The following is a 19,586-nucleotide window of genomic DNA, read 5'->3' on the forward strand; positions in this document are numbered from 1 at the left end:
CCTGGTTACTCCATCCGCAGATACTTCAGGTAAGGCGCTCTGGCTTCACGGACCGGATCCTTGCAGGTATACGTCCGCCCTGTCAGCGTCAGATTCGGGTTGTAGAACGGATCACCGGCTTCAAGCTCCTTTTCCCACCGTCTGACAAAAATCCCGATTTCCCGGTGGAACCGTCTGACCTTCTCCTCGCTGTCCTCCGCGCCCCTGGACGCTGACTCATTGTGAATCAACTCGGCATTCGGACAGATGAGAATCCGGTACCCTTCCTTCCGGAGTCTGAGGCACAGATCCACATCATTGAATGTCACCGCCAGCTCCTCATCAAAGCCGCCGGCCTGTTCATAAACCTCCCGCCGCATCAGCATGCAGGCACCGGTAACGGCCGACACATTGCGCGTATGCTCGAAGAGAAGCTCCGGATACTCCCCCGGCAGCTCTCCCAGCTCCTCTCCCTGATATGCATGCCCGGCGATTCCCCCGTACCCGAGGATGACGCCGGCATGCTGAACCGTATGGTCCGGATAGATCAGAAGAGCACCGACCGCACCGACATCCTGCCTTTCCGCATGAGAAGCCAGGTACCAGATGCTTGACGGCTTCAGAATCACGGTATCATTGTTCAGAAACAGCAGAAACCGTCCATGAGCCTTTGATGCCCCGAAATTGTTGATTCTGGAATAATTGAAACTCCCTGTATAGGTATACACATGAATCCGCTCATCCCGCTTCTGAATCTCCTCATAGTACCGGAAAATCTCCGGAGAGGAGCTGTTGTTCTCAACGATGATGATCTCCAGATTGTGGTAGGCGTTGACTTCCAGGAGAGAATCGATACAGCGCTTCAGGTCCCTGACATGATCCTTGTTGGGGATGATCACGGAGACAAGCTCCAGATCCTTCTTCAGCAATGGGATATGTCTGTCCACACTGACCTTCCGCGCATCTTCCAGAACCTCATGATAGAGGATCCTCGGAATATGACGGACAGACCCGCTTCTTTCCTGCCCGGGTCTGACATGCTCCCCCTTGCACAGACGCTTCAGAAACGCATGGGCGCCGTCGCTGTCCAGGCTGACCTTTCCGCCCGAATCCCGCTCCATTTCCTCGTACACCTTTCGGAACAAGGCCGTCCTGACAAGAAAGACATTGCCCATATAGTTAACCTTTCTCAGCAGGATCGGGTCATATTCCGGACGGAATGCCGGGTTTGTCTTTCTGCCCTCCGCATCGATGCAGTCCGAGTCAAAGTACACGAGGTCCACACACCCGCTGTTGTCCTCATTCAGAAGCCTCACGCACGAGGACAGCATATCCGGGGTCAGGGTACAGCCCGGACCTGCGAACAAGGTATACTCCGCCTCGGGGCAGTCCTTCAGCGGCCGGACATTCCGGTAGGTCTGCAGAGACAGAGACTGAACAAAGGCTGCCCGGTCTCTCCCCTCTGCATGGGCATACACACCGATTGTCGGCTGGAAATGAAAGACCTCCTTCGAAATCTTCGCATATCCGCGGGAGGAAATCCGGGTGTGCTCCAGCCACCGCTCGTAGGGGACCTCCTCATGTTCCGGTGCGAAGAAGCGGTCTCTGATGCTTACCGCTGCCTGCTGCAGACTGAAAAGATTCAGATAATTTTTCAGCTTACCCAGATTCATTTCAAACCCTCTTTCTGAGAATCCGCTTCAGTGTCTCCCTGCCGGGGAGGTCTGCCTCCGCGATCTTCCTTGCCAGCCTGTAACTTGTCGTATTCTTCAGCATCTCCATGGAGGTGCGCAGCATTTCATTCTCCTCCCGGAGTCTGTTTTTTTCTGCCTCCCCGCCGCTGCCTCTCACAGCCGGGTTTGCCAGCGCGTAGGCCTGGAAGACAGCGTCCGTATCCTGCGGACTGCAGTTTCTCCGCCGCACCCGCTCTGTGACGCTTCCCTGCCGTCCCTGCCGCATCCACTCTCCATACAGCATTCTGTACGCGGCATTCATCCAGACAATATTCCGGAGCGGCACGCTCAATGCCGCTTTCCGCTTTTCGGAGAGTTCCTGAGGACTGCTTCGGATTTTCTCCAGAAGCGACAGCACCTCGCCGGCGCCTGCATTCGGCGGGACAAGCCAGCCGGCCCCTGTCTTCCGAAGACGTTCTCCCACCGCTCCGATATCGGTTCCGATGACCGGGATCCCGTTCTGCCATGATTCGGAAAGCGTATAGCAGAACGTCTCCCCCCAGATCGGAAGAATACACGCCACATCGATCTGACAGGCCTCCAGCAGCTGTCCCGCGTCCTCCTGCTCATAGACACCGGAGAAATAGACATTCTCCGGGCACTTTTCCTTCAGAACCTCCGGATCCCCGACCTGTCCGAAGACAAAGAAGCGGAAATGCGGGTTCCCGGAATGGATGATCGCGGACAGCAGAGCGGAGCCCTTTGCCCGGGTCACCCCGCCGAGAAACGCAACGTGCAGGATCCGCCCGCTGCGATGGCGAAGCCCACTTTCAGCTTTATTGAGATGCCTGAAAAAGCCGGTGTATACCCGTCCGTCTGTAAAGAACGCCGTCCCCTTCTGAAGCAGAACGCTCATCCGGAACCGCCCGTCAGCCATTCCCGGAAGATCGAAGACCGCGTGAAAGCCACACTGCTGATACCGTCTGTCGCAGGCCGCATCGGCCACATCCGTGCGCGGGATTTTTCGGAGCGGAAGGCGGAACACCTGCCCGCGATGATCTGTCACTTCGGCATACGCCGTTATCTTTCCGCTGTCTTCTCCCTCCAGGTATGCCCAGCCGGTGACATAGTTGAAACCGCCATCCCTTCCCGGCATCTGATCCAGGTGCGCATGCATCCGGTTCGTCCGCTTCGCAGATACGGCCCCCTTCACAATCGCATTTCCCGCCCTTTCCCTCGGGTCGCCGCTTCCGTGCGGTATGACAACGCTCCGGCTCTCCAGCTCCGGGAAAGCCTGCATCATCACGGCCTTTGCGGATTCAGAGGGAAAGATCAGTTTCCCGCAGACTGACAGGGCACGCAGATTCTCCCGTCTCCACCTGTCGATCACAGACACATGGCCGTAGCCGCAGTTTTTGTGGAGGCACAGCCGGCAGGTTCGGTCGTCAGCCGGCGCAAAGCGGCCATCTGACGGGCAGAATCTTCCGTCAGAGTCCATCAGCTTGATCGTCGGACAGGCATAATAGTAGTCATGAAGCGTACAGATAACCGGAATCCCCAGCGATTTCGAGACCTCGAAGATATCGAGCGTCAGCCCCTCCGTATGGTGGACATGGACCAGGTCGATGTCAAATACCGTCAGGATCTGCCGGAGAATCTCTGCGAGCTTCTCGTCCCAAAATACAGGAAACAGAGGCTTCTCCCCGATCGGGAACTTCAGCATCAGCTTCTCCCCGCAGCCCCTGGGGTAGATGGTCAGCCTGAGGACTTCTCCGTCCCTGGCTGCAACAAACACGTTGTAGTCCTTCACAGCGCCGCGGACCAGATCCCGTACGTGGAGCTGTGTCCCGCCGATGTGATTCTTCGCAATTCCCTGAAAATCCAGATGCAGGAAATAAAGCAGATTTCCGGCTCCGTTCGCAAGGCGGGTATGAAGCTTGAGATTGTCCCGGATGTCCTGGTCCGGATTCTCCGCGCAGTATCGGTCATTTTCCTTCATCTGAAGCGGATAGCGCTTTCTCAGAATCCGGTCATGCTCGTCGCACAGCCGTTTTTTTTCATCGCTCTCAAAGGATGCCGTCCCCTTATGATAGATGAAGGTGTCGTCGCACAGAACATGGATGTACCCCACCATCCCGCAGCGGTTGCAGAAGTCGTTTTCCTCTCCGTACCCTCTGCCAAATGTGGCTGCGTCGAATGGTCCCGCCGCCTCGTAGGCTTCCTGGCGGATATACATACAGAAACCGACGGCCACTGAGACAGGCGGATAGCGGCGCAGCGATGTCCGCTCCACAAGCTCCGCATACTCGTCGACATCCAGGCCGTCCGGAATCCGGTTGTCCTTCAGAAACTCCGGTACCGAGGCCAGCGTCGCTGCATTGGAAAGAGGTGTCACCGTTGCGATCCGTACAGAGGAATCCGCACAGCGCTGAAGCTTCTCCACCCACCGGTCTGTCACAATCGTGTCAGAGTTCAAAAGAATGGTATCCCGCTGTGAGTAGGCAAGCCCTGTATTGACATTTGCGGAGAAGCCCTTGTTCTGGTCGTTGAACACCGCACAGATTCCCGGGCACCGTGCCTCCCGTTCCAGATACGGCCGGATACGCCCGTCTGTGCTCTTATCATCGATCAGGATGACCCGGTGCCTTGTCAGATCGGTATGCCGCTTCAGGCTCCCGACGCACAGAAGCAGGTCTTCATAGCCGTTGTAGACAGGAACCACAATATCAACCGGACGGCTGCTCTGTCTTTCTTCCGTCTTCATAGTCTGAATATCCTCTGATACTTTCCGAGCAGGCTCCCTGCCCTTCCAAGCGCCCAGTCTTCACTCCTGAGATCCATCCTTCCGGCGATCCGGATCCTTTCCGGGACGCTTCCCCGGCAGACCAGGCGGTAGGACGGATCTGTCGTCAGGAACTCGCACACCCTCGTATACCCGCCCTCCAGCGGGATCTTTTTTCTTGCCCTCGCCGCATTGACGGGCCTCAGCTGTCCGTCGGGAGAGCTCAGCGCACAAACGCAGCAGGTTCCTTCGACCGGGTCAAAACGCAGATCCCGGACTGTCTCCGGGTGCGGAATGTCAAAGACGGCCTCATATACGCCATCCTTCAGCGAGACCTCCTGCCGCACCACATCCTTCTCTGAAAATCCCTGTCCCCGGTCCATGTAAAGGGTGGAGGTCAGACGGGCCTCCTGCCCGAATGTATGGATATCCTTCAGGTCAGCCTTCTTCTCCGGACGGGCATACCGGGCCAGTTCATTCGCCTTCACCGTCTGCTTTTCAAAAAAGTCCGCCCATTTCCAGTACGTCTGTGCCTGCGCCGGTGTGATCTGGTACCGTCCGAGGAGCTTCTGTCTCGGCAGCACCCGCTCAAGGCTCTCATGACCGGCATACAGCTCGTTGACTGCCCGCCAGAGGATGAACCCCGCCGGAACCGGGAAGTCGAACACCCACTCCCCGTCAATGATCCATACCGTGTCCCCGCTCAGAATCAGGTTGTCAAAAATCAGGTCAATGTTCGCCGGGCAGAGAAAACTGCCTTCTCCGGCTCCGGGTTCTTCTCCGAACACCTTCCGGAATGCGTCCCGTCCCTCTTTTCCGGCCCCGCCTTCTTCCACCTTTCCCTGAAGCAGGAGACTCCAGAGGGCGTCTGTCATCCGGATGACTGCAGCGTCATCATCCGCTTCAGCGGCCCGGGCCACCCGCTCGCCCAGGTTTTCCCCCTCAAGATACCGGTAGAAGAGTCTGCCGTCTTTCTCCTCTCCGCAGAGCATACGGACCGGATATTGTCTTCCTTCCAGAAAGAGCGTCCTTGTTTCCTGCGTTTTTTCATATTCATGCATCCGAAGCAGGTGTGCACGCGCGGCATCCGTCAGCGGCTCCTTTGAGACAACTCTCTGTCCATCCCCCGTTCTCCTGATGACCGTCTGAATCCGGAAACAAGAAGCTCTGTCAGAATTCACTTTCGCGTAGAGTACTTCGCTTCCCCCGCCGGTTTCCTCCGGGGGCTCCAGCCGTTCAGACGCCGACAGCTCCACAAGAAATGAATTCATAAATGAAGCCAGCACACCTTCTTTCTGAAGGCTGGCGGCCATCTCGCACTCCGGAAAAAGCTCCAGCCTCCGGGCATCAAAATTCCACCGGTTCCGGTCATAGGAAGCTGCAGACAGCGTCTCGTCCGTGAAAACTTCTCCGGGAAACTTGTAGTCAGGGGACGGGTAGTAAAACCGCCGGACACGGAGACCGCAGTCTGACGCGAGGTCCAGCCACTCCGCCCTGGAAAAGGTCCGCACGCCTGAGCCCTGCCGGTATCCCTTCAGACCCTCCATATAGTTGCCAGTGTGGTCCTCCGGTGCCCCGGCAAAATACTTCAGTCCAAGCCGGTTCTCAATCGCAACCAGAAGGACCCCGTCCTCTTTCAGGAAACCGGCGCAGCGTCTGAGGAAGGTCCGGTAAGGCTGCCCCTCCTTTGTGAAGGATCCCGCATACTCGAAGACCCCGTTCAGAATCACATAGTCAAAAAGGCCGGGAAACTTCATCTCATTGAGATTCCCGACCATAATCTTCAGATTGTCTGCACACCTGTGCCGCTCATAGTTGATCATACAGCGCCGCTTCGACAGATCGACACTCGTCACAGACGCCATTTTTTTGCAGAGAATCCCCGTCACTGCGCCAGGTCCGGCCCCTATCTCGAGCGCAGCGGCATCCTTTCTGAAGGGATACCAGGAAAGAATGTTCTCACGGACAGGGGACAAGTGGTAAAGATATGCAAATCCATCGGTCTCATTTCCAGTCCGGTATGCCTCGTCGATGACTCCGTAGAGCATATCCTGCGCATCCGACTGGCTGCCCGGGGCTTCTGCCGCTTTCCTGGCTGCTGTCAGCTTTCTGACATCCCCAAGAATCCGATCCTCCACGTCCCCGTCAGAGTACTGGTCGCTTCCACGATAATAATCCAAATTCAGCTCTGCCATCTCATATCTCCGGATCCAGCACGCAGGTGCTGTTCATGTCATAGAAACCGACTGTGTCACGATTCGATACAACTGTCAGCGATATGACATCATAGAGTCTGTGGAACACCCGGAACATCCCGTCCTGATAACCGGTACATCCCAGCGAAAGCAGGTATTCCCCGCCCTGCAGGTCAATCCTCTGAGTAAACTCCACCACATGTTCATCGCCGTCGTGCATCGTCGGAACCGGGACACGTTCCATCGTCGTGTTTGTCCCGCAGATCTCAATGCCCTTCATGTTCTTGATTGTAAAAGCGAAGATCGGCTCCAGAATGTCCGCATGCGCCCGGATTTTCATCCTGACCGTGAACATGGTTCCCTTCAGAAAGTTGGAGGTCATCAGTCCGTTCTCATCCAGAAGCGCATAGTCGACAATCTCTCCATTTTTTTCCCCGTACTCGACCAGGCTGGGGTTGACCGGATATCTGCTCTTCCACAGACCGGCACCGCTGCCGGTTCCCTGTATCCCCGCCTTCTCCCCGTCTGCTGCCTCCGGCTGTTCCGCGGTCTTCTCCTCATACTGACCGACCAGCACCTTTTTGTACAGGTCTATGGCCTCCTTCGGCGTCCCATCGTAGATCAGGTCGCCCTGATTGAGCAGAATTGCCCTGTCGCAGTACCGGGAGATCGCTGAGAGGTCATGCGATACGAACAGGATGGTCTTCCCCGCCCGCCGAAACTCCTCGAACTTCCGGTAACACTTGGACTGAAAGAAAACGTCCCCGACTGACAGAGCTTCATCGACAATCAGGATCTCCGGATCGATATTGATTGCAACCGCAAAGGCCAGCCGGACAAACATGCCGGAGGAGTAGGATTTGACCGGCTGGTTGATGTAATCCCCGATATCCGCAAAGCGGATGATATCATCCAGCCGGGCATCGATCTCCTCCTTCGTGAAACCGATCATCGCCCCGTTCAGATAGACATTCTCAATTCCCGTGTATTCCATGTTGAAGCCGGCTCCCAGCTCCAGCAGGGCGGAAATCCTGCCGTCGACACGGATGCTTCCTGCAGTCGGTGTCAGAACACCGGTGATCAGCTTGAGCATGGTCGACTTTCCGGAGCCATTCGTTCCGATGATGCCGACCGTCTCGCCCCGTTTCACCCGGAAGCTGACATGATTTAATGCATATTTTTTCTTGTAGGTCTTCTTTCTGTCAAGTCCCAGCGTCTCCCAGAGCCTGTCTCTCTGCCGCTCATACAGGCGGTAGACCTTCGTGACATCACATACCTCGATGGCGGTATCATCAATGTTCCGCTTCTGAAGCCCTTCCGCCTCTTTTTGTTTCTTCCCGAATCGATGCAAGTTAGAACTCTCCTTCTCGCCGGACATCACAGAACGTCCGCAAAATGGCCCCTGGATCGTCTGAATGTCCTTGTCCCCCACAGATAAGCAAGAATCGTGAAGATCCAGAACCAGGCTGTCAGCGCCGGATGATGCCAGAACGGAACATGCCCGATCAGGCTGTCCCGGTACCCGTAACAGATATAGTACATGGGGTTCAGCTTGAAGATCCAGCAGACCATCTTCGGCAGACGCGGCGCAATGTCTGCAAAATTCCACATAATCGGTGTGAACCATACCCCGACCTGAAGAGCGATCGCCACAATCTGGACATTATCGCGAAACAGGACAGAAATGGCGGCTGTCCCATAGGACAAACTCAGCACCAGGATGAACATGCAGCCTGAGTAGTAAAGCAGCTGAAAGCTGTACCAGCCCGGAAATTTTCCGTAGAGACAGTACAGCACATACGTCAGCACCACGAAGAACACATGTACATACAGCGCCGAACACGCCTTTACAATCGGGAGAATCTCAATCCGGAACACAACCTTCTTGACAAGATAGCTGTATTCGACCAGCGAGTTGGTACCGCCGGTCAGCGCATCGTTGAAATAGAACCACGGGACCAGCCCTGCCAGCATCCACAGAATAAAGGGGACCCCGCCGTAGCTCTGCGTCTGCCTGAGTCCGACCTGAAAGACAAACCAGTACATCAGGACGGTGACGACAGGCTGAACCAGTGCCCAGAGAATTCCCATATAGGAACCGGCAAACTTCTTGCGAAAGTCATTCTTTGCCAGTGTCACGATCAGTTTTCGTTCTGTTATCAGATATTTCAGCATGCTTTGATCTTTCTGAATAGAATGTTCTGTACTTCATCGCGCCGTGAAAGGCATAACTGATAAAGCAGAGGCAGCTTTTTGGAATCGACATGCCCATACAGCGGTAGGAACGCCAGGTCATGCGCGCACTCTTCAGTTTGCTGCCGCTCTTTCCGCTCTCAGAAATCCGGTAGTACAGAAGTGGTTCGCTGACCCCGCAGGCCGTCTTGTATCGCCGGATGATACTCATCCATGTAATGTAATCTTCGTGCGCTCCCTCACAGGCCATCGGAAACTGCCGGACCACTGATGTCAATGCCACAACGGAGGAACAGTTGATCGGATTCTGCCGAAGAAGATCCTTTTCCGTCAGAAGCTCCTTCACACCGATGACGTGACCGGTCAGACTTCCGTCCGGGTTCATCAGCTCCCTCCCTGTGCAGCAGAGGACGCAGCCCGTCTGGTAGATCCGGGCAAACTGCTTCTTCAGCTTATCCTTCGCCCATATATCATCGGCGTCCAGATAGGCAATATACTGGCCGCGTGCCAGCAGTGCCCCGCGGTTGCGCGTTTTTGCCACGCCAAGACGCTTCTCATTCCGATAGAAATGAACCCTTGCATCGCCCTTGTACCGTTCCTGTACACTCCCTATGTCATCTCTTGATCCATCATCCAGAACCAGCACTTCCAGACGCTGCACGGAGCCTCTGCCGATCTGCTGCGAGGACTCGAAGTGCAGACCCTGCATGAGTGCACTGTCAATTGCAGACGGAAGGGTATCTGCGGCATTATAGCACGGAATGATAACAGAAACCAGAAGTCCCGGCTCATGTCCGGCCATCACATCCACCGCCCGCACGCCTTTCGGGAGTGCTGCCGCGCTTTCCCAGCTTTCTCCAAGTTCCCCCTGGCGCACCTGGTCGATCTCCTGCTGCCACTTCAGTTCATCCACGGTATGCTGAACTTCCATTTCCAGCTGCCTGCGGCTCTGACTGTCCTGGTCGGGCAATGCTGTCTTCTGTGACTGGTCTACACCCTCTGTATTCTCCTTCTGGAATATAACCTTTACAGTCGCAGCAACCAGCTGAAAATCCAGCCAGAGGGAGTAATTCTCGATGTAAGTCAGATCCAGTTTCAGTTTATCGTAGGGCTTTGTATTGTACTTGCCATAGACCTGCGCGTACCCTGTCAGGCCGGCCTTCATCTTCAGACGATATGTAAATTCCGGGATTTCCTTCTCATACTGAGCAGCGATTTCAGGGCGCTCCGGTCTCGGTCCGACGATCGACATCTCGCCCTTGATGATGTTGAACAGCTGAGGAAGCTCGTCAAAATGAATTTTCCGGATCACTCTGCCGACCGGTGTCACACGCCGGTCTCCCTTTGCGGCAAGTCTCGCTCCATTTTTTTCTGAATCAACACTCATCGATCTGAACTTGATGATCTGGAAAACCTTCCCATCCTTTGTCAGACGATCCTGTCTGTAGAACACAGGTCCCCCGTCGTAGCACTTGACCAGGACTGCAATCAAAAGCAGGACCGGGGAGAGAATGACCGTCAGCAGAATACTGACCACAATGTCAAGGAGCCGCTTCACAAAAGCTTCCTCGACCGTCAGTCCCCTGTTCCGCATTAACAGAAGCGGCGTGTCAAACATGTGGATTTTTTCCGCTGACATCAGCATGATGTCGGAGATCTTCGGGCTGCAGTAGCAGCGGATGTTTCGTTCAAAGCAGTATTTCACCAGCACATTTCGTTCATGCGAGGAGATATCCCCGAGAATACAGGTTTCATACCGCAAAATCCGTTCTTTGATGAAATCCAGCCCCTTGTCAATCATCACAGCTTCCGCGATGACATACTTGTCCCGCCTGGACGCAATGTTCTTCAGAAGCTTTTCAGGGTTGTGCACATCATAGACCAGGATCACCGACTTCGGCGGATAGATGGTGTTGTAAATCCACCTCATAAACACCACCCAGAGAATGACAACCAGAAGGTTGACAAAAGTCAGTTTCACCATCGGGCCCGTATGGGAGAGGAATCTCCATCTGCCGATCAGCGCCAGCTGAAGGTAAGCCAGAACATTCGTAAGCAGTACGGAGAAAATCTGGGAGATGATGACATCCAGCACCCTCATATATCCGACTTTCAGGGCGCCAAACAGCTTGCTCACCAGGATGACTGTCAGAAAATAGAGGGCGATCAGCGCCCAGTTGCCTCTTCTCCAGTAGAAGAACCGCATCACGCCGCGCACATTATAGTACTTGTACCAGATCCACGCGAAATTCGCTGTCTGAAGTCCGATCACGAGCAGGGACGCCAGAAACATAATCAGCCGCTTGTATCTTTCTCTTCTCATATTCAGTCCATCCGTTCTTCCCGGAGTATCCATCCGTCTGCCGGCACCGTGATAACAGCATCCTTTCGGCTTATCCTGCAGCTTGCATCGAAGGCCTTCCAGCGTCCGGTGCACCACATGAGGTGCCCCGGCACGCAGTCTGCCGGACACGCCTCCGTCCTGTTTGGAAAGCGTGCCCGGCAGATATCCGCCCGGCCAGGTTCACATGTTTCAGATGGTCGGGTCGGTCGGGTCGTACGTGTGATTCCAGCTCCCGACATAGGGAGTCATCGGCTTCCCGAGTGGGTCATTCTTCGCAGAGCCGTGGAAGATTACGACCGTGGACCCGACTGGGACATTGTCATAGATATATTTGGCATTGATGGCTGCCAGCCGCACGCACCCATGGGAGGCCGCCTGTCCAAGTTTGTTATATCCGCTGATGGCCATGGAATACTTGTCATATGGCGCTGAGTACGGAATCGAATGGAACAGGATATCCCATGTAATATGGGAGCACCACTGTCCCCAGGACGGTCCCAGCAGCTCATGCCAGCGCAGATGATCCATGATCCGGAAAGTTCCGTCCGGCGTCGCTCCATTCAGACCAACCGAGCAGGCAAATGCCTTCACCGGTGTACTTCCGCGGTAAACCGTAACGGTGCAGGTTGACTGATTGACCTTCACGCTCCATGGCCCTGTCACCGGCTCTTTCACCTTGATTCCATTCGTTCCGAAGTTGTAGGTTTTCCCCTTCAGTGTAACCGTTCCGGTCGCCATCGCACCGGACTGCGGATCAAAATAGTACTGTCTTCCACCGATCCTTACCAGTCCTGTCACCATGCGGCCGGCATTATTGAAATAGTATCGCAGCCCGTCCTTCCGGAGCCATCCGGTGACAGCCGTTCCGCGCAGTTTTCCGGCCCCCTTCATATAGTAGGTTCCCCTGGAAGTCTTCACCCAGCCGGTCTGCATCACATGACTGCTTCTGTCAAAATAGTAATACCGCTTCCCGATTTTCCTGAGCCCGCGGTACAGAACACCGCTTTTTGCCGCATAATAGGTATGCCCAAGCGGGTCCGTGGCAAATGCACCTTTCACAAGGGTTCCGTTTTTCCGGAAATAATAGCCCTTTTTCCCAAGCTTCAGGTAGCCGACTGTCACAGCACCATCTTGGTCCGGATCCAGGTAATAGGTTTTCTTCCCCTTCTTCAGCCAGCCCTTCACCTTCCTGCCCGATGTTCTGTAATAATACCGCTTTCCATCCTGTCTGACAAATCCTGCCTGTGCAGAAGATGATGCAAGGACTGCCAGCAGCAGGACAGCCAGCATCCCGATCAACAGCCGTTTCCACTTGACTACAATATGCTCACTCATCACGTTCCCTCCCGCTGTTTCCAAACAGCTTCTGATCAATCCTCATCCAGATGTTCGAGCAGCGTGCAGATTGCGGCGATCGCTTCCCTCTCGTCCGGTCCGCTGCAGACAATCTCCATCTTCGTCCCAGCCACAGCCTGTGCACTCAGCACACTGAGCATGCTCTTAAGATTGTATACGCCGGTTCCGACCTTCATCTCCGTCCTGCACTGAAATTTCAGCGCAAGATCACAGACCTTCCCGGCAGGGCGCAGATGAAGCCCCTTCTCATTATTCAGTACAATCTCTCTGCTTTCCATCTCTTATCCCTGATCTGCCTCCGTCGCAGCCTCCTGTTTCGCAGAGACAACTGTCAGCGAAACATCACCTGCAAGCTCATACCCATCCGGCACCGTCACCTGAACAGGGATCTCATAGCTTCCGGGTTCCGCACATCGGCTCAAATCGATTGACAACGATATGTCTTTCGCTGTAAGAGGTTTCTCGTCATCCTCTGTCGCATGGACACTGACTGAGATCTTGTCAGCCGGGGTAAAGACCAGATCCATACCCTCCGGCCGGTTCTGTACAGCGATGTCGCTGAGCGGAATATCCAGCGTCACATCCCCATTCTTCTCGATGGAAACCTCCACCTCGACGGACGGATCCGCATCCGAGATCAGCTTGAGGCCGGACATCTGATCCAGCGTGTCCTCAAGGTTGATCTCCTGCTTTACATTCTCCTTTGCCCCCGAGACATTGATGACATCCTTCACCGTCAGCTCGTCGCCAAGTTCCGCGAGCGCCTCATCTGTTCCTGCAACGGATATGGTCTCCGGGATCATCTTGATGGAGGAGACACGGTACCCCCAGGCAGGTGTCCCGGTCGTGCGGATCCGGATCGGCACATCGGTCCGGATTTTCCACAGATCAACCATCACCTTCACGGTATGATCCTTGATGACTGTCCCGGCCGCGTCCTTGAACTCAAGGGACTTCATCTGAGCATCCGTCAGCTCGTCCCCGTTTTTATCATAGACTTTCAGGACACTGGAAAGCGTATAGTCAGAGGAAAGCCCCGCGACATCGACCGGTGCGACGACCTGATTGATCCTCCTCATCAGCGATGACGGGCCGGCCAGCACGATGTTCTTGCCTGTCGTCACCGACGATGAGCCAACCTCCCAGCCTGTTGCCGGCGTCCCGTTGGTCGAGATGGAGGCCACATAAGTCTGCTCCACCTTGTCCTCCAGCTTGACAGACAGAGAGGACGGCAGCACCTCAATCTTGTCCCAGGTCACCTGCGGATTGCTGCAGGTGACCGTCAGAGGGACAGTATTCATGCTGTTAAGGTTCTTCATGTCCGCTTCCACGTAGAAATCAGAACCGTTCCGGGCCAGCTGGCTGAGAACAGACCTGCGGTCCGTGACTCTCAGCGTAACCGTGCCGTTTCCCTGCTGCTCGACCACCTTCCCGATGTCCGCAACAGCATCCTGATTGACAATCGTAATCGGTACATTTGTAAACAGCTGGGTCTTGACCGGGTTGTTCGTATTTGTCACGCCGACCCATACAAAGAATGCAATGACCAGGGCCGCGATTTTCAGCCCGATGTTCCGGAACAGCGCCTCCCCGATTTTATGTCCCATTCTTTGGCTTCTCCTTCCTGAATATCGGTCTGCGCTTCAGCTCAGACTTATTCTGGAATTGAATCATCCGATCGCGGAAACGTTCCTCCGTAACCCCTCTCTCCAGGCTGCCCCGGTAGGCAAGGGAAATCCGTCCCGTCTCCTCCGACACGATGACAGTAAGGGAATCTGTCACTTCCGAAATGCCGACGCCCGCTCTGTGGCGGGTTCCAAGCTCCTTGCTGAGTCTCATATTGTCAGACAGCGGAAGATAGCAGGTCGCCGCTGTCACCCGGTCTCCCCTGACAATCACAGCGCCATCGTGCAGCGGCGTATTCTTCTCAAAAATATTGATCAGAAGCTGGGACGTAACCAGCGCATCGACCTCGATTCCTGTCCGCTCGTACTCCGACAGATTATCATTCTGTTCGATGACAATCAGAGCCCCCGTCTTTGCGCGCGCCATCTCCTCGCAGCCGCGAATAATCTCATTCATGGTTCTGTCGGAGAACAGCTGCTCAAACTGCCGGTTCGGCATGAACAGTCTGGTCACGATCTGCCTTCTTCCAAGCGACTCCAGTGCTTTTCTCAGCTCCGGCTGGAAGATGACCATCGCCGCCATGATCACAAGTCCCAGCCCCTGGTTGATGATATAGATCAGGGTCGTCATCTGAAATATGTAGATCAGGGTGACAAAAACCCCGATCACGACAAGTCCCTTCATCAGCGACCAGGCATGGGATGTCTTGATCCATGCAAGAATCTTATAGATAATCCAGGCAAGAATCAGAATCTGAATGATGTCGATCGGCGTAACCGTAATCGACGGCAGACGCATCCAGTAAAAATGTGCAGATATCCATTGAAGCGCAGCCTTCATTCTGCTCCTCTTTTCCGGCAGTACCAAAATCCATATTGTTCAGAAACTGTTGTACCATACATTATACGAAGAAAATGGAAGGAATACCACCGACTTTCTTAAGATTTATGAATCGGTGGTTACTCCGCCCCTCGTCCTGTACAGAGCGTCAGAAAGTATATCTGTGTGACACCAGCTTTTCTCAGCGCGGCAGCCGCATGATCCATCGTCATCCCCGTCGTGTAGATATCATCTACAAGGAGAACGGACTGCGGCAGCAATTCGTGTTCTCTGACAGCGAAGGCCCCTCTGAGATTCGCAATCCTGTGTTCCCGCCCAAGTTTCCTGGAAGCTTTTGTATAGCGCGTCCGGATCAGCACGTTCTCCAGGACCGGAATTCTGCAGAGCCCTGACAGCTCTCTTGCCAGAAGGACAGCCTGGTCGAATCCCCGCTCCGCCCGTTTCTTTGGATGCATGGGAACCGGAATGATACAGGCAGCATTCCACTTCTGAAGATGTCCTCTGTGCGCAGCGTACATGCAGGCAGCGTAGAAGGGCAGATACTCCCGGTGATTATAGAATTTCATCCGGTTGACAGACAGCCGGATGCCCCTCTCATACAGCAGAGCGGCGCGTCCCTCCGTGAATGCATGGTCTGTCCTCGCGCAGTCCGCGCAGACCGCCTTCTCCTGGCTGGCGATCGGCTTTCCGCACCGGATGCAGACAGGTTCCGTCACCCAGGGCAGCTCCGCCCTGCAGCGTCCGCAGACCAGGGGTTCCTCCTTTGCCAGGATTTTCCCGCAGACCGGACACCGTCCCGGGTATAAAAAATCCAGGAACTGTCTGATCCGTAAAACCGGCTTCTCTCTTTTCATCCGTTCATCCGGCACTCTCCAGGGGGAAGTGTCCTTTGCTGGAGCCACTGCCCCTGCGCTCCCACACTGATCATTCTCTACAGTCCGTCATCAGCCTCCGGTTCATCCATCCATGCAAAAGGATTCTCATCCTCCTCCTGCTGATGCTTCTGTTCCTCACATTCCTGAAGCCTCAGGTCAAGCGTTGTATAGCGCTTTTCCTGCATCGTGTTATCGATCATGTCGTCCAGGACACCCGGATCACCGATCAGAACAACACACTTTCTGGCCCTTGTGATCGCCGTATAGATCAGATTCCGGTTCATCAGCATCCTCGGTCCCCTCAGCATCGGGATGATGACAGCCGGATACTCGCTTCCCTGAGCCTTGTGAATGGTGACTGCATAGGAAAGCTCGAGCTGGTCGAGCTCCGATTTTTCATAGTCGACACACCTGTGCTCATCGAATTCGACCGTCATCAGGTCTGTCAGTGGATCAATTGTCCGTATGACGCCCATGTCGCCATTATAAATGCCGGCCCCGGTGTCAATGACAGCCCCGTATCGTCCCCGGATGGTCCATTCCTTCTGGTAGTTATTCCGGACCTGCATGACACGGTCTCCCTCGCGGAACACGACATCGCCTCTTGTCCACTCCCGCTTCCGCGGCCCGGGCGGATTGAGTGCCTGCTGCATGACCGCATTGAGCCGAATGGTTCCGACAAGTCCCTTTTTCATCGGCGTCATCACCTGGATGTCTGCCGTGTCTGCCTGCACGTATTTAGGCAGACTGTCGCGAACCAGATGGATCGCCTGTCCGATGATATCCTCCGCCCGCTGTCTTTTCAGGAAGAAGAAATCCCGGCTCTTATTGTCAATGACCGGATGTTCGCCCTTGTTGATCCGGTGGGCATTCATCACGATGTCACTCTCCTGCGCCTGCCTGAAAACCGTTGTAAGCGTCACCGTCGGCAGGACCTTCGAATGGATCATATCCCGCAGCACACTTCCGGGGCCTACAGAGGGAAGCTGGCTGGCATCCCCCACCAGGACAAGATGTGTGCCGACCGGTATCGCCTTCAGCAGGCTTGCCATCAGATAGATGTCCACCATCGACATTTCATCGATGATCACAACATCCTGCTCCAGCGGCTCCTCATCATTCTTTCCGAATGCAACCGTCCCTTTTTCCGGATCTCCGGAGACTTCAAGCAGCCGGTGTACAGTGCTGGCATCGTGTCCTGTGGCTTCTGTCATCCGCTTTGCCGCTCTTCCGGTCGGAGCCGCAAGGGCGATCTTCAGCCCCTCCGCCTCAAACATCGCAATCATCGTGTTGATTGTCGTCGTCTTCCCGGTTCCGGGCCCACCGGTCAGAATCAGGACGCCACAGGAATCCGCGCGTATGACCGCTTCCAGCTGCCTCTCATCCAGCTTCGTCTTCGTCTTTCCTGCCGCTGCAAGGGCTCTCTTCCTGGAATCCGCCTCCGTCCCCTTGTAGGTGATGTTGAGGTCATGCAGCATCTTCGCCGTCCTGAGCTCTGTATAGTAGGCTCTCGGTTCGAAAACCCGCTCCTCGCCCTCTTCCTTCTTAATGATCACCTTTCTGTCAGCTGAGAGATTCCGGAGGCAATCCTCTAAAAGCTCCAGGTGTTCCTCCTCCGCCTGAATTTCATCTCCGTCCGGCTCCGTCCCCGGATACAGACCAGCAAAGAAATCCTCATCAGACAGGCTATCCGGATCTCTGCCATCCTGTCCCTTTTCCCCCACTGTCCCGGCTTCTCCTTCCTCACAGAAGACTGACCGACCGGCTGCATCCGCGCTGCTGGCGGAAGACTGGCAGGCTGCACCCGGCTGTACGCCCTCCTCTAGGAACGACGGCTTAACGGAAGCCTGAGGAAGTCCCGGCTGCACAGGAGCCTGCGGGAGCTGACTTGGAATCGGCATGGATAACAGACTGGATGCCCGCCGCAGAAGCACCGGCTTCGGCAGGTAAAGGCTTCCTTCCCCGGCTGCAAGCTGAAGCGTATAGAGGATGCCGCTCCCGACGCGAAAACGGGAATCGACTGCCATCCCTGCCTTTCTGGCAATCTCATCTGCCATATGGAACCCGATGCCCCGCAGCTCGTCCGCGAGGCGGTACGGATTCTCGCGGATAATCCGATACACTTCACTCCCGTATGCCTTCCAGATACGCAGCGCCAGGGTGTTGGATATTCCATAGCGTGACAAAAACAGTACACCGTCCCGCTGGTCCTTCTTCTCGCATACCTGCAGATAGATCTCCCTGGCCTTCTTCTCCGAGATGCCGTTCACCTCCGCCAGGCGGTCCGGTTCTTTTTCGATAATGTCAAATGTCTCCGCTCCGAACCGCTTCACAATCCGGTGCGCCAGTGCCTTTCCGATCCCCTTGATCAGCCCGGAGGAAAGATAGCGCTCCATCGACGCCTCGTCCTCCGGCACAGACAAAGAAAACTCCCGGATCCGGAACTGCCTGCCGTAAGTGGCATGCATCTGGAAAGTCCCCTCACACTGGATGGTCTCCCCCTCTCCGATCTCCGGGAGCACGCCGACAGCGGTCACTTCCTCTCCATCCGCACAGAGCGTCAGAACCGTATAGCCTGTCTCCTCACTTCTGTATGTGATATGTTCTACGAAGCCCTTGATTGTTGTATCCGACATGAAATCCCCTGTCAAAAACCGAGCACACCTTACAGATCCAGCAGTTCCCCGGCGCGTCCGGTTCCGATCGCCACCGCACAGAGCGGGTCGTCGCAGGTCACCACGTTCACACCTGTCCGGGCTTCCAGAAGGTCCTCCAGACCATCAATCAGGCTTCCTCCGCCTGTCAGGACGATACCGCGCTGTGCGACATCCTCCGCAAGCTCCGGCGGGGTCTTCTCCAGCACACTGTGTACAACTTCCACAATTCGGCCGGTCAGCTCACGGAACGCCATCCGGCAGTCCTGCGAACTGATGCGGACCGTCTTCGGAAGCCCTGTCTCAATATCCCGGCCGATGAACTCCATCAGCCGTTCCTCAGGCCGATCATAAACCGTGCCGACCTGCATCTTGATCTCCTCCGCTGCCTGCTGTCCGACGGTCACGCCGAACTGCGAACGGATGTACCGCATAAGAGCCGCGTCAAAATCATTGCCGCCAACCTTGAGTCCCATCGATACGACGATCCCATTGACCGACAGAATCGCCGCATTCGTCGTCCCGCCTCCGATATCGACAACCATGTTGCCGCTGGGCTTTGAAAAATCAATGCCGGCACCGATTGCAGCCGCGATCGGCTCCTCCACCATCGCCACATCCCGGGCTCCCGCCTGATATCCGGCATCCTCAACTGCATGCCGCTCAACTTCCGTCAAGTCGGCCGGGACACAGATACAGATCTTCGGCTTGCGGAAGGACAGTCTTCCCACTGCCTTCTGGATAAAATAGCGGAGCATCTGCTCCGTCACCACATAATCGGCAATGATGCCGTTCTCAAGCGGGTGAATCTCCTTGAGTGTTCCCGGAGACCGGCTCAGAAGCATGCGTGCGTCCTCTCCGATTGCCCGGATCCGGTCGTCCGAGCGGTCAAGCGCTGCGACGCTCGGTTCCTTGAGGACAACACCCCTTCCGCGCACATAGACAAGCACACTCGTTGTGCCAAGATCGATTCCGATATCGGTTCCTGCCATAGCAATTCCTCACTGCCTGCTTTCCTGTTCCAACATTGTTATCTTCGTTCAGTCTGTCCTTACCGGATCCTCCGGGT

At 55.4% G+C, this 19,586-nt stretch carries 13 protein-coding genes; all 13 read right to left on the reverse strand.

Annotation, left to right across the window (positions count from 1 at the left end; translation table 11 throughout):
* Positions 1-5: 5 nt before the first annotated feature.
* Entirely contained in the window at positions 6-1,652 is a 1,647-nt protein-coding gene (locus tag ACTQ1N_RS01620; protein ID WP_441953995.1) for a glycosyltransferase family 2 protein, read from the reverse strand.
* Between the two features lies 1 nt (position 1,653).
* Positions 1,654-4,416 carry a glycosyltransferase gene (locus tag ACTQ1N_RS01625; RefSeq protein WP_441953997.1) on the reverse strand — a complete coding sequence of 921 codons (2,763 nt, stop codon included), beginning with the start codon at positions 4,414-4,416 and terminating at the stop codon, positions 1,654-1,656.
* Entirely contained in the window at positions 4,413-6,629 is a 2,217-nt protein-coding gene (locus ACTQ1N_RS01630) for a class I SAM-dependent methyltransferase (RefSeq protein WP_441953999.1), read from the reverse strand. Before ACTQ1N_RS01630 ends, ACTQ1N_RS01625 begins: the two co-directional genes overlap by 4 nt.
* Position 6,630: 1 nt before the next feature.
* On the reverse strand, positions 6,631-7,926 hold the full coding sequence (locus ACTQ1N_RS01635) for an ABC transporter ATP-binding protein (RefSeq protein ID WP_441954144.1): 1,296 nt from the start codon (positions 7,924-7,926) through the stop codon (positions 6,631-6,633).
* An 80-nt stretch (positions 7,927-8,006) separates the two neighbouring features.
* Complete coding sequence (locus tag ACTQ1N_RS01640; protein WP_441954001.1) at positions 8,007-8,804, reverse strand: ABC transporter permease; 798 nt, start codon at positions 8,802-8,804, stop codon at positions 8,007-8,009.
* Positions 8,749-11,145 (reverse strand): exopolysaccharide biosynthesis polyprenyl glycosylphosphotransferase, encoded by a 2,397-nt coding sequence (locus ACTQ1N_RS01645; protein WP_441954004.1) that lies wholly within the window; start codon positions 11,143-11,145, stop codon positions 8,749-8,751. The genes ACTQ1N_RS01640 and ACTQ1N_RS01645 overlap by 56 nt, the downstream gene beginning before the upstream one ends.
* A 210-nt stretch (positions 11,146-11,355) precedes the next feature.
* Positions 11,356-12,501, reverse strand: coding sequence for a L,D-transpeptidase family protein (locus ACTQ1N_RS01650; RefSeq protein ID WP_441954006.1), 1,146 nt, complete (start codon positions 12,499-12,501; stop codon positions 11,356-11,358).
* A 35-nt stretch (positions 12,502-12,536) separates the two neighbouring features.
* Positions 12,537-12,800 carry an HPr family phosphocarrier protein gene (locus ACTQ1N_RS01655; RefSeq protein WP_441954008.1) on the reverse strand — a complete coding sequence of 88 codons (264 nt, stop codon included), beginning with the start codon at positions 12,798-12,800 and terminating at the stop codon, positions 12,537-12,539.
* Positions 12,801-12,803: 3 nt separating this feature from the next.
* On the reverse strand, positions 12,804-14,129 hold the full coding sequence (locus ACTQ1N_RS01660) for a CdaR family protein (protein ID WP_441954010.1): 1,326 nt from the start codon (positions 14,127-14,129) through the stop codon (positions 12,804-12,806).
* Positions 14,119-14,988 carry a diadenylate cyclase CdaA gene (gene cdaA / locus ACTQ1N_RS01665; RefSeq protein ID WP_441954012.1) on the reverse strand — a complete coding sequence of 290 codons (870 nt, stop codon included), beginning with the start codon at positions 14,986-14,988 and terminating at the stop codon, positions 14,119-14,121. The genes ACTQ1N_RS01660 and cdaA overlap by 11 nt, the downstream gene beginning before the upstream one ends.
* A 119-nt stretch (positions 14,989-15,107) precedes the next feature.
* Positions 15,108-15,842 carry a ComF family protein gene (locus ACTQ1N_RS01670; protein ID WP_441954014.1) on the reverse strand — a complete coding sequence of 245 codons (735 nt, stop codon included), beginning with the start codon at positions 15,840-15,842 and terminating at the stop codon, positions 15,108-15,110.
* Between the two features lie 77 nt (positions 15,843-15,919).
* Entirely contained in the window at positions 15,920-18,499 is a 2,580-nt protein-coding gene (recD2, locus tag ACTQ1N_RS01675; RefSeq protein ID WP_441954016.1) for an SF1B family DNA helicase RecD2, read from the reverse strand.
* A 29-nt stretch (positions 18,500-18,528) separates the two neighbouring features.
* Positions 18,529-19,509 carry a rod shape-determining protein gene (locus tag ACTQ1N_RS01680; RefSeq protein ID WP_441954018.1) on the reverse strand — a complete coding sequence of 327 codons (981 nt, stop codon included), beginning with the start codon at positions 19,507-19,509 and terminating at the stop codon, positions 18,529-18,531.
* Between the last annotated feature and the right edge of the window lie 77 nt (positions 19,510-19,586).

This window comes from Porcincola sp. LCP21S3_C12 (assembly GCF_052118625.1).
Taxonomy (GTDB): domain Bacteria; phylum Bacillota; class Clostridia; order Lachnospirales; family Lachnospiraceae; genus Porcincola.

What these genes read in the sequence shown, in the direction of transcription:
- ACTQ1N_RS01645 (WP_441954004.1), bottom strand. Translation starts at nt 11,145, where the DNA reads ATGAGAAGAGAAAGATACAAGCGGCTGATTATGTTTCTGGCGTCCCTG.
- ACTQ1N_RS01640 (WP_441954001.1), bottom strand. Translation starts at nt 8,804, where the DNA reads ATGCTGAAATATCTGATAACAGAACGAAAACTGATCGTGACACTGGCA.
- ACTQ1N_RS01670 (WP_441954014.1), bottom strand. Translation starts at nt 15,842, where the DNA reads ATGAAAAGAGAGAAGCCGGTTTTACGGATCAGACAGTTCCTGGATTTT.
- cdaA (WP_441954012.1), bottom strand. Translation starts at nt 14,988, where the DNA reads ATGAAGGCTGCGCTTCAATGGATATCTGCACATTTTTACTGGATGCGT.
- ACTQ1N_RS01630 (WP_441953999.1), bottom strand. Translation starts at nt 6,629, where the DNA reads ATGGCAGAGCTGAATTTGGATTATTATCGTGGAAGCGACCAGTACTCT.
- recD2 (WP_441954016.1), bottom strand. Translation starts at nt 18,499, where the DNA reads ATGTCGGATACAACAATCAAGGGCTTCGTAGAACATATCACATACAGA.
- ACTQ1N_RS01620 (WP_441953995.1), bottom strand. Translation starts at nt 1,652, where the DNA reads ATGAATCTGGGTAAGCTGAAAAATTATCTGAATCTTTTCAGTCTGCAG.
- ACTQ1N_RS01625 (WP_441953997.1), bottom strand. Translation starts at nt 4,416, where the DNA reads ATGAAGACGGAAGAAAGACAGAGCAGCCGTCCGGTTGATATTGTGGTT.
- ACTQ1N_RS01680 (WP_441954018.1), bottom strand. Translation starts at nt 19,509, where the DNA reads ATGGCAGGAACCGATATCGGAATCGATCTTGGCACAACGAGTGTGCTT.
- ACTQ1N_RS01655 (WP_441954008.1), bottom strand. Translation starts at nt 12,800, where the DNA reads ATGGAAAGCAGAGAGATTGTACTGAATAATGAGAAGGGGCTTCATCTG.
- ACTQ1N_RS01650 (WP_441954006.1), bottom strand. Translation starts at nt 12,501, where the DNA reads ATGAGTGAGCATATTGTAGTCAAGTGGAAACGGCTGTTGATCGGGATG.
- ACTQ1N_RS01660 (WP_441954010.1), bottom strand. Translation starts at nt 14,129, where the DNA reads ATGGGACATAAAATCGGGGAGGCGCTGTTCCGGAACATCGGGCTGAAA.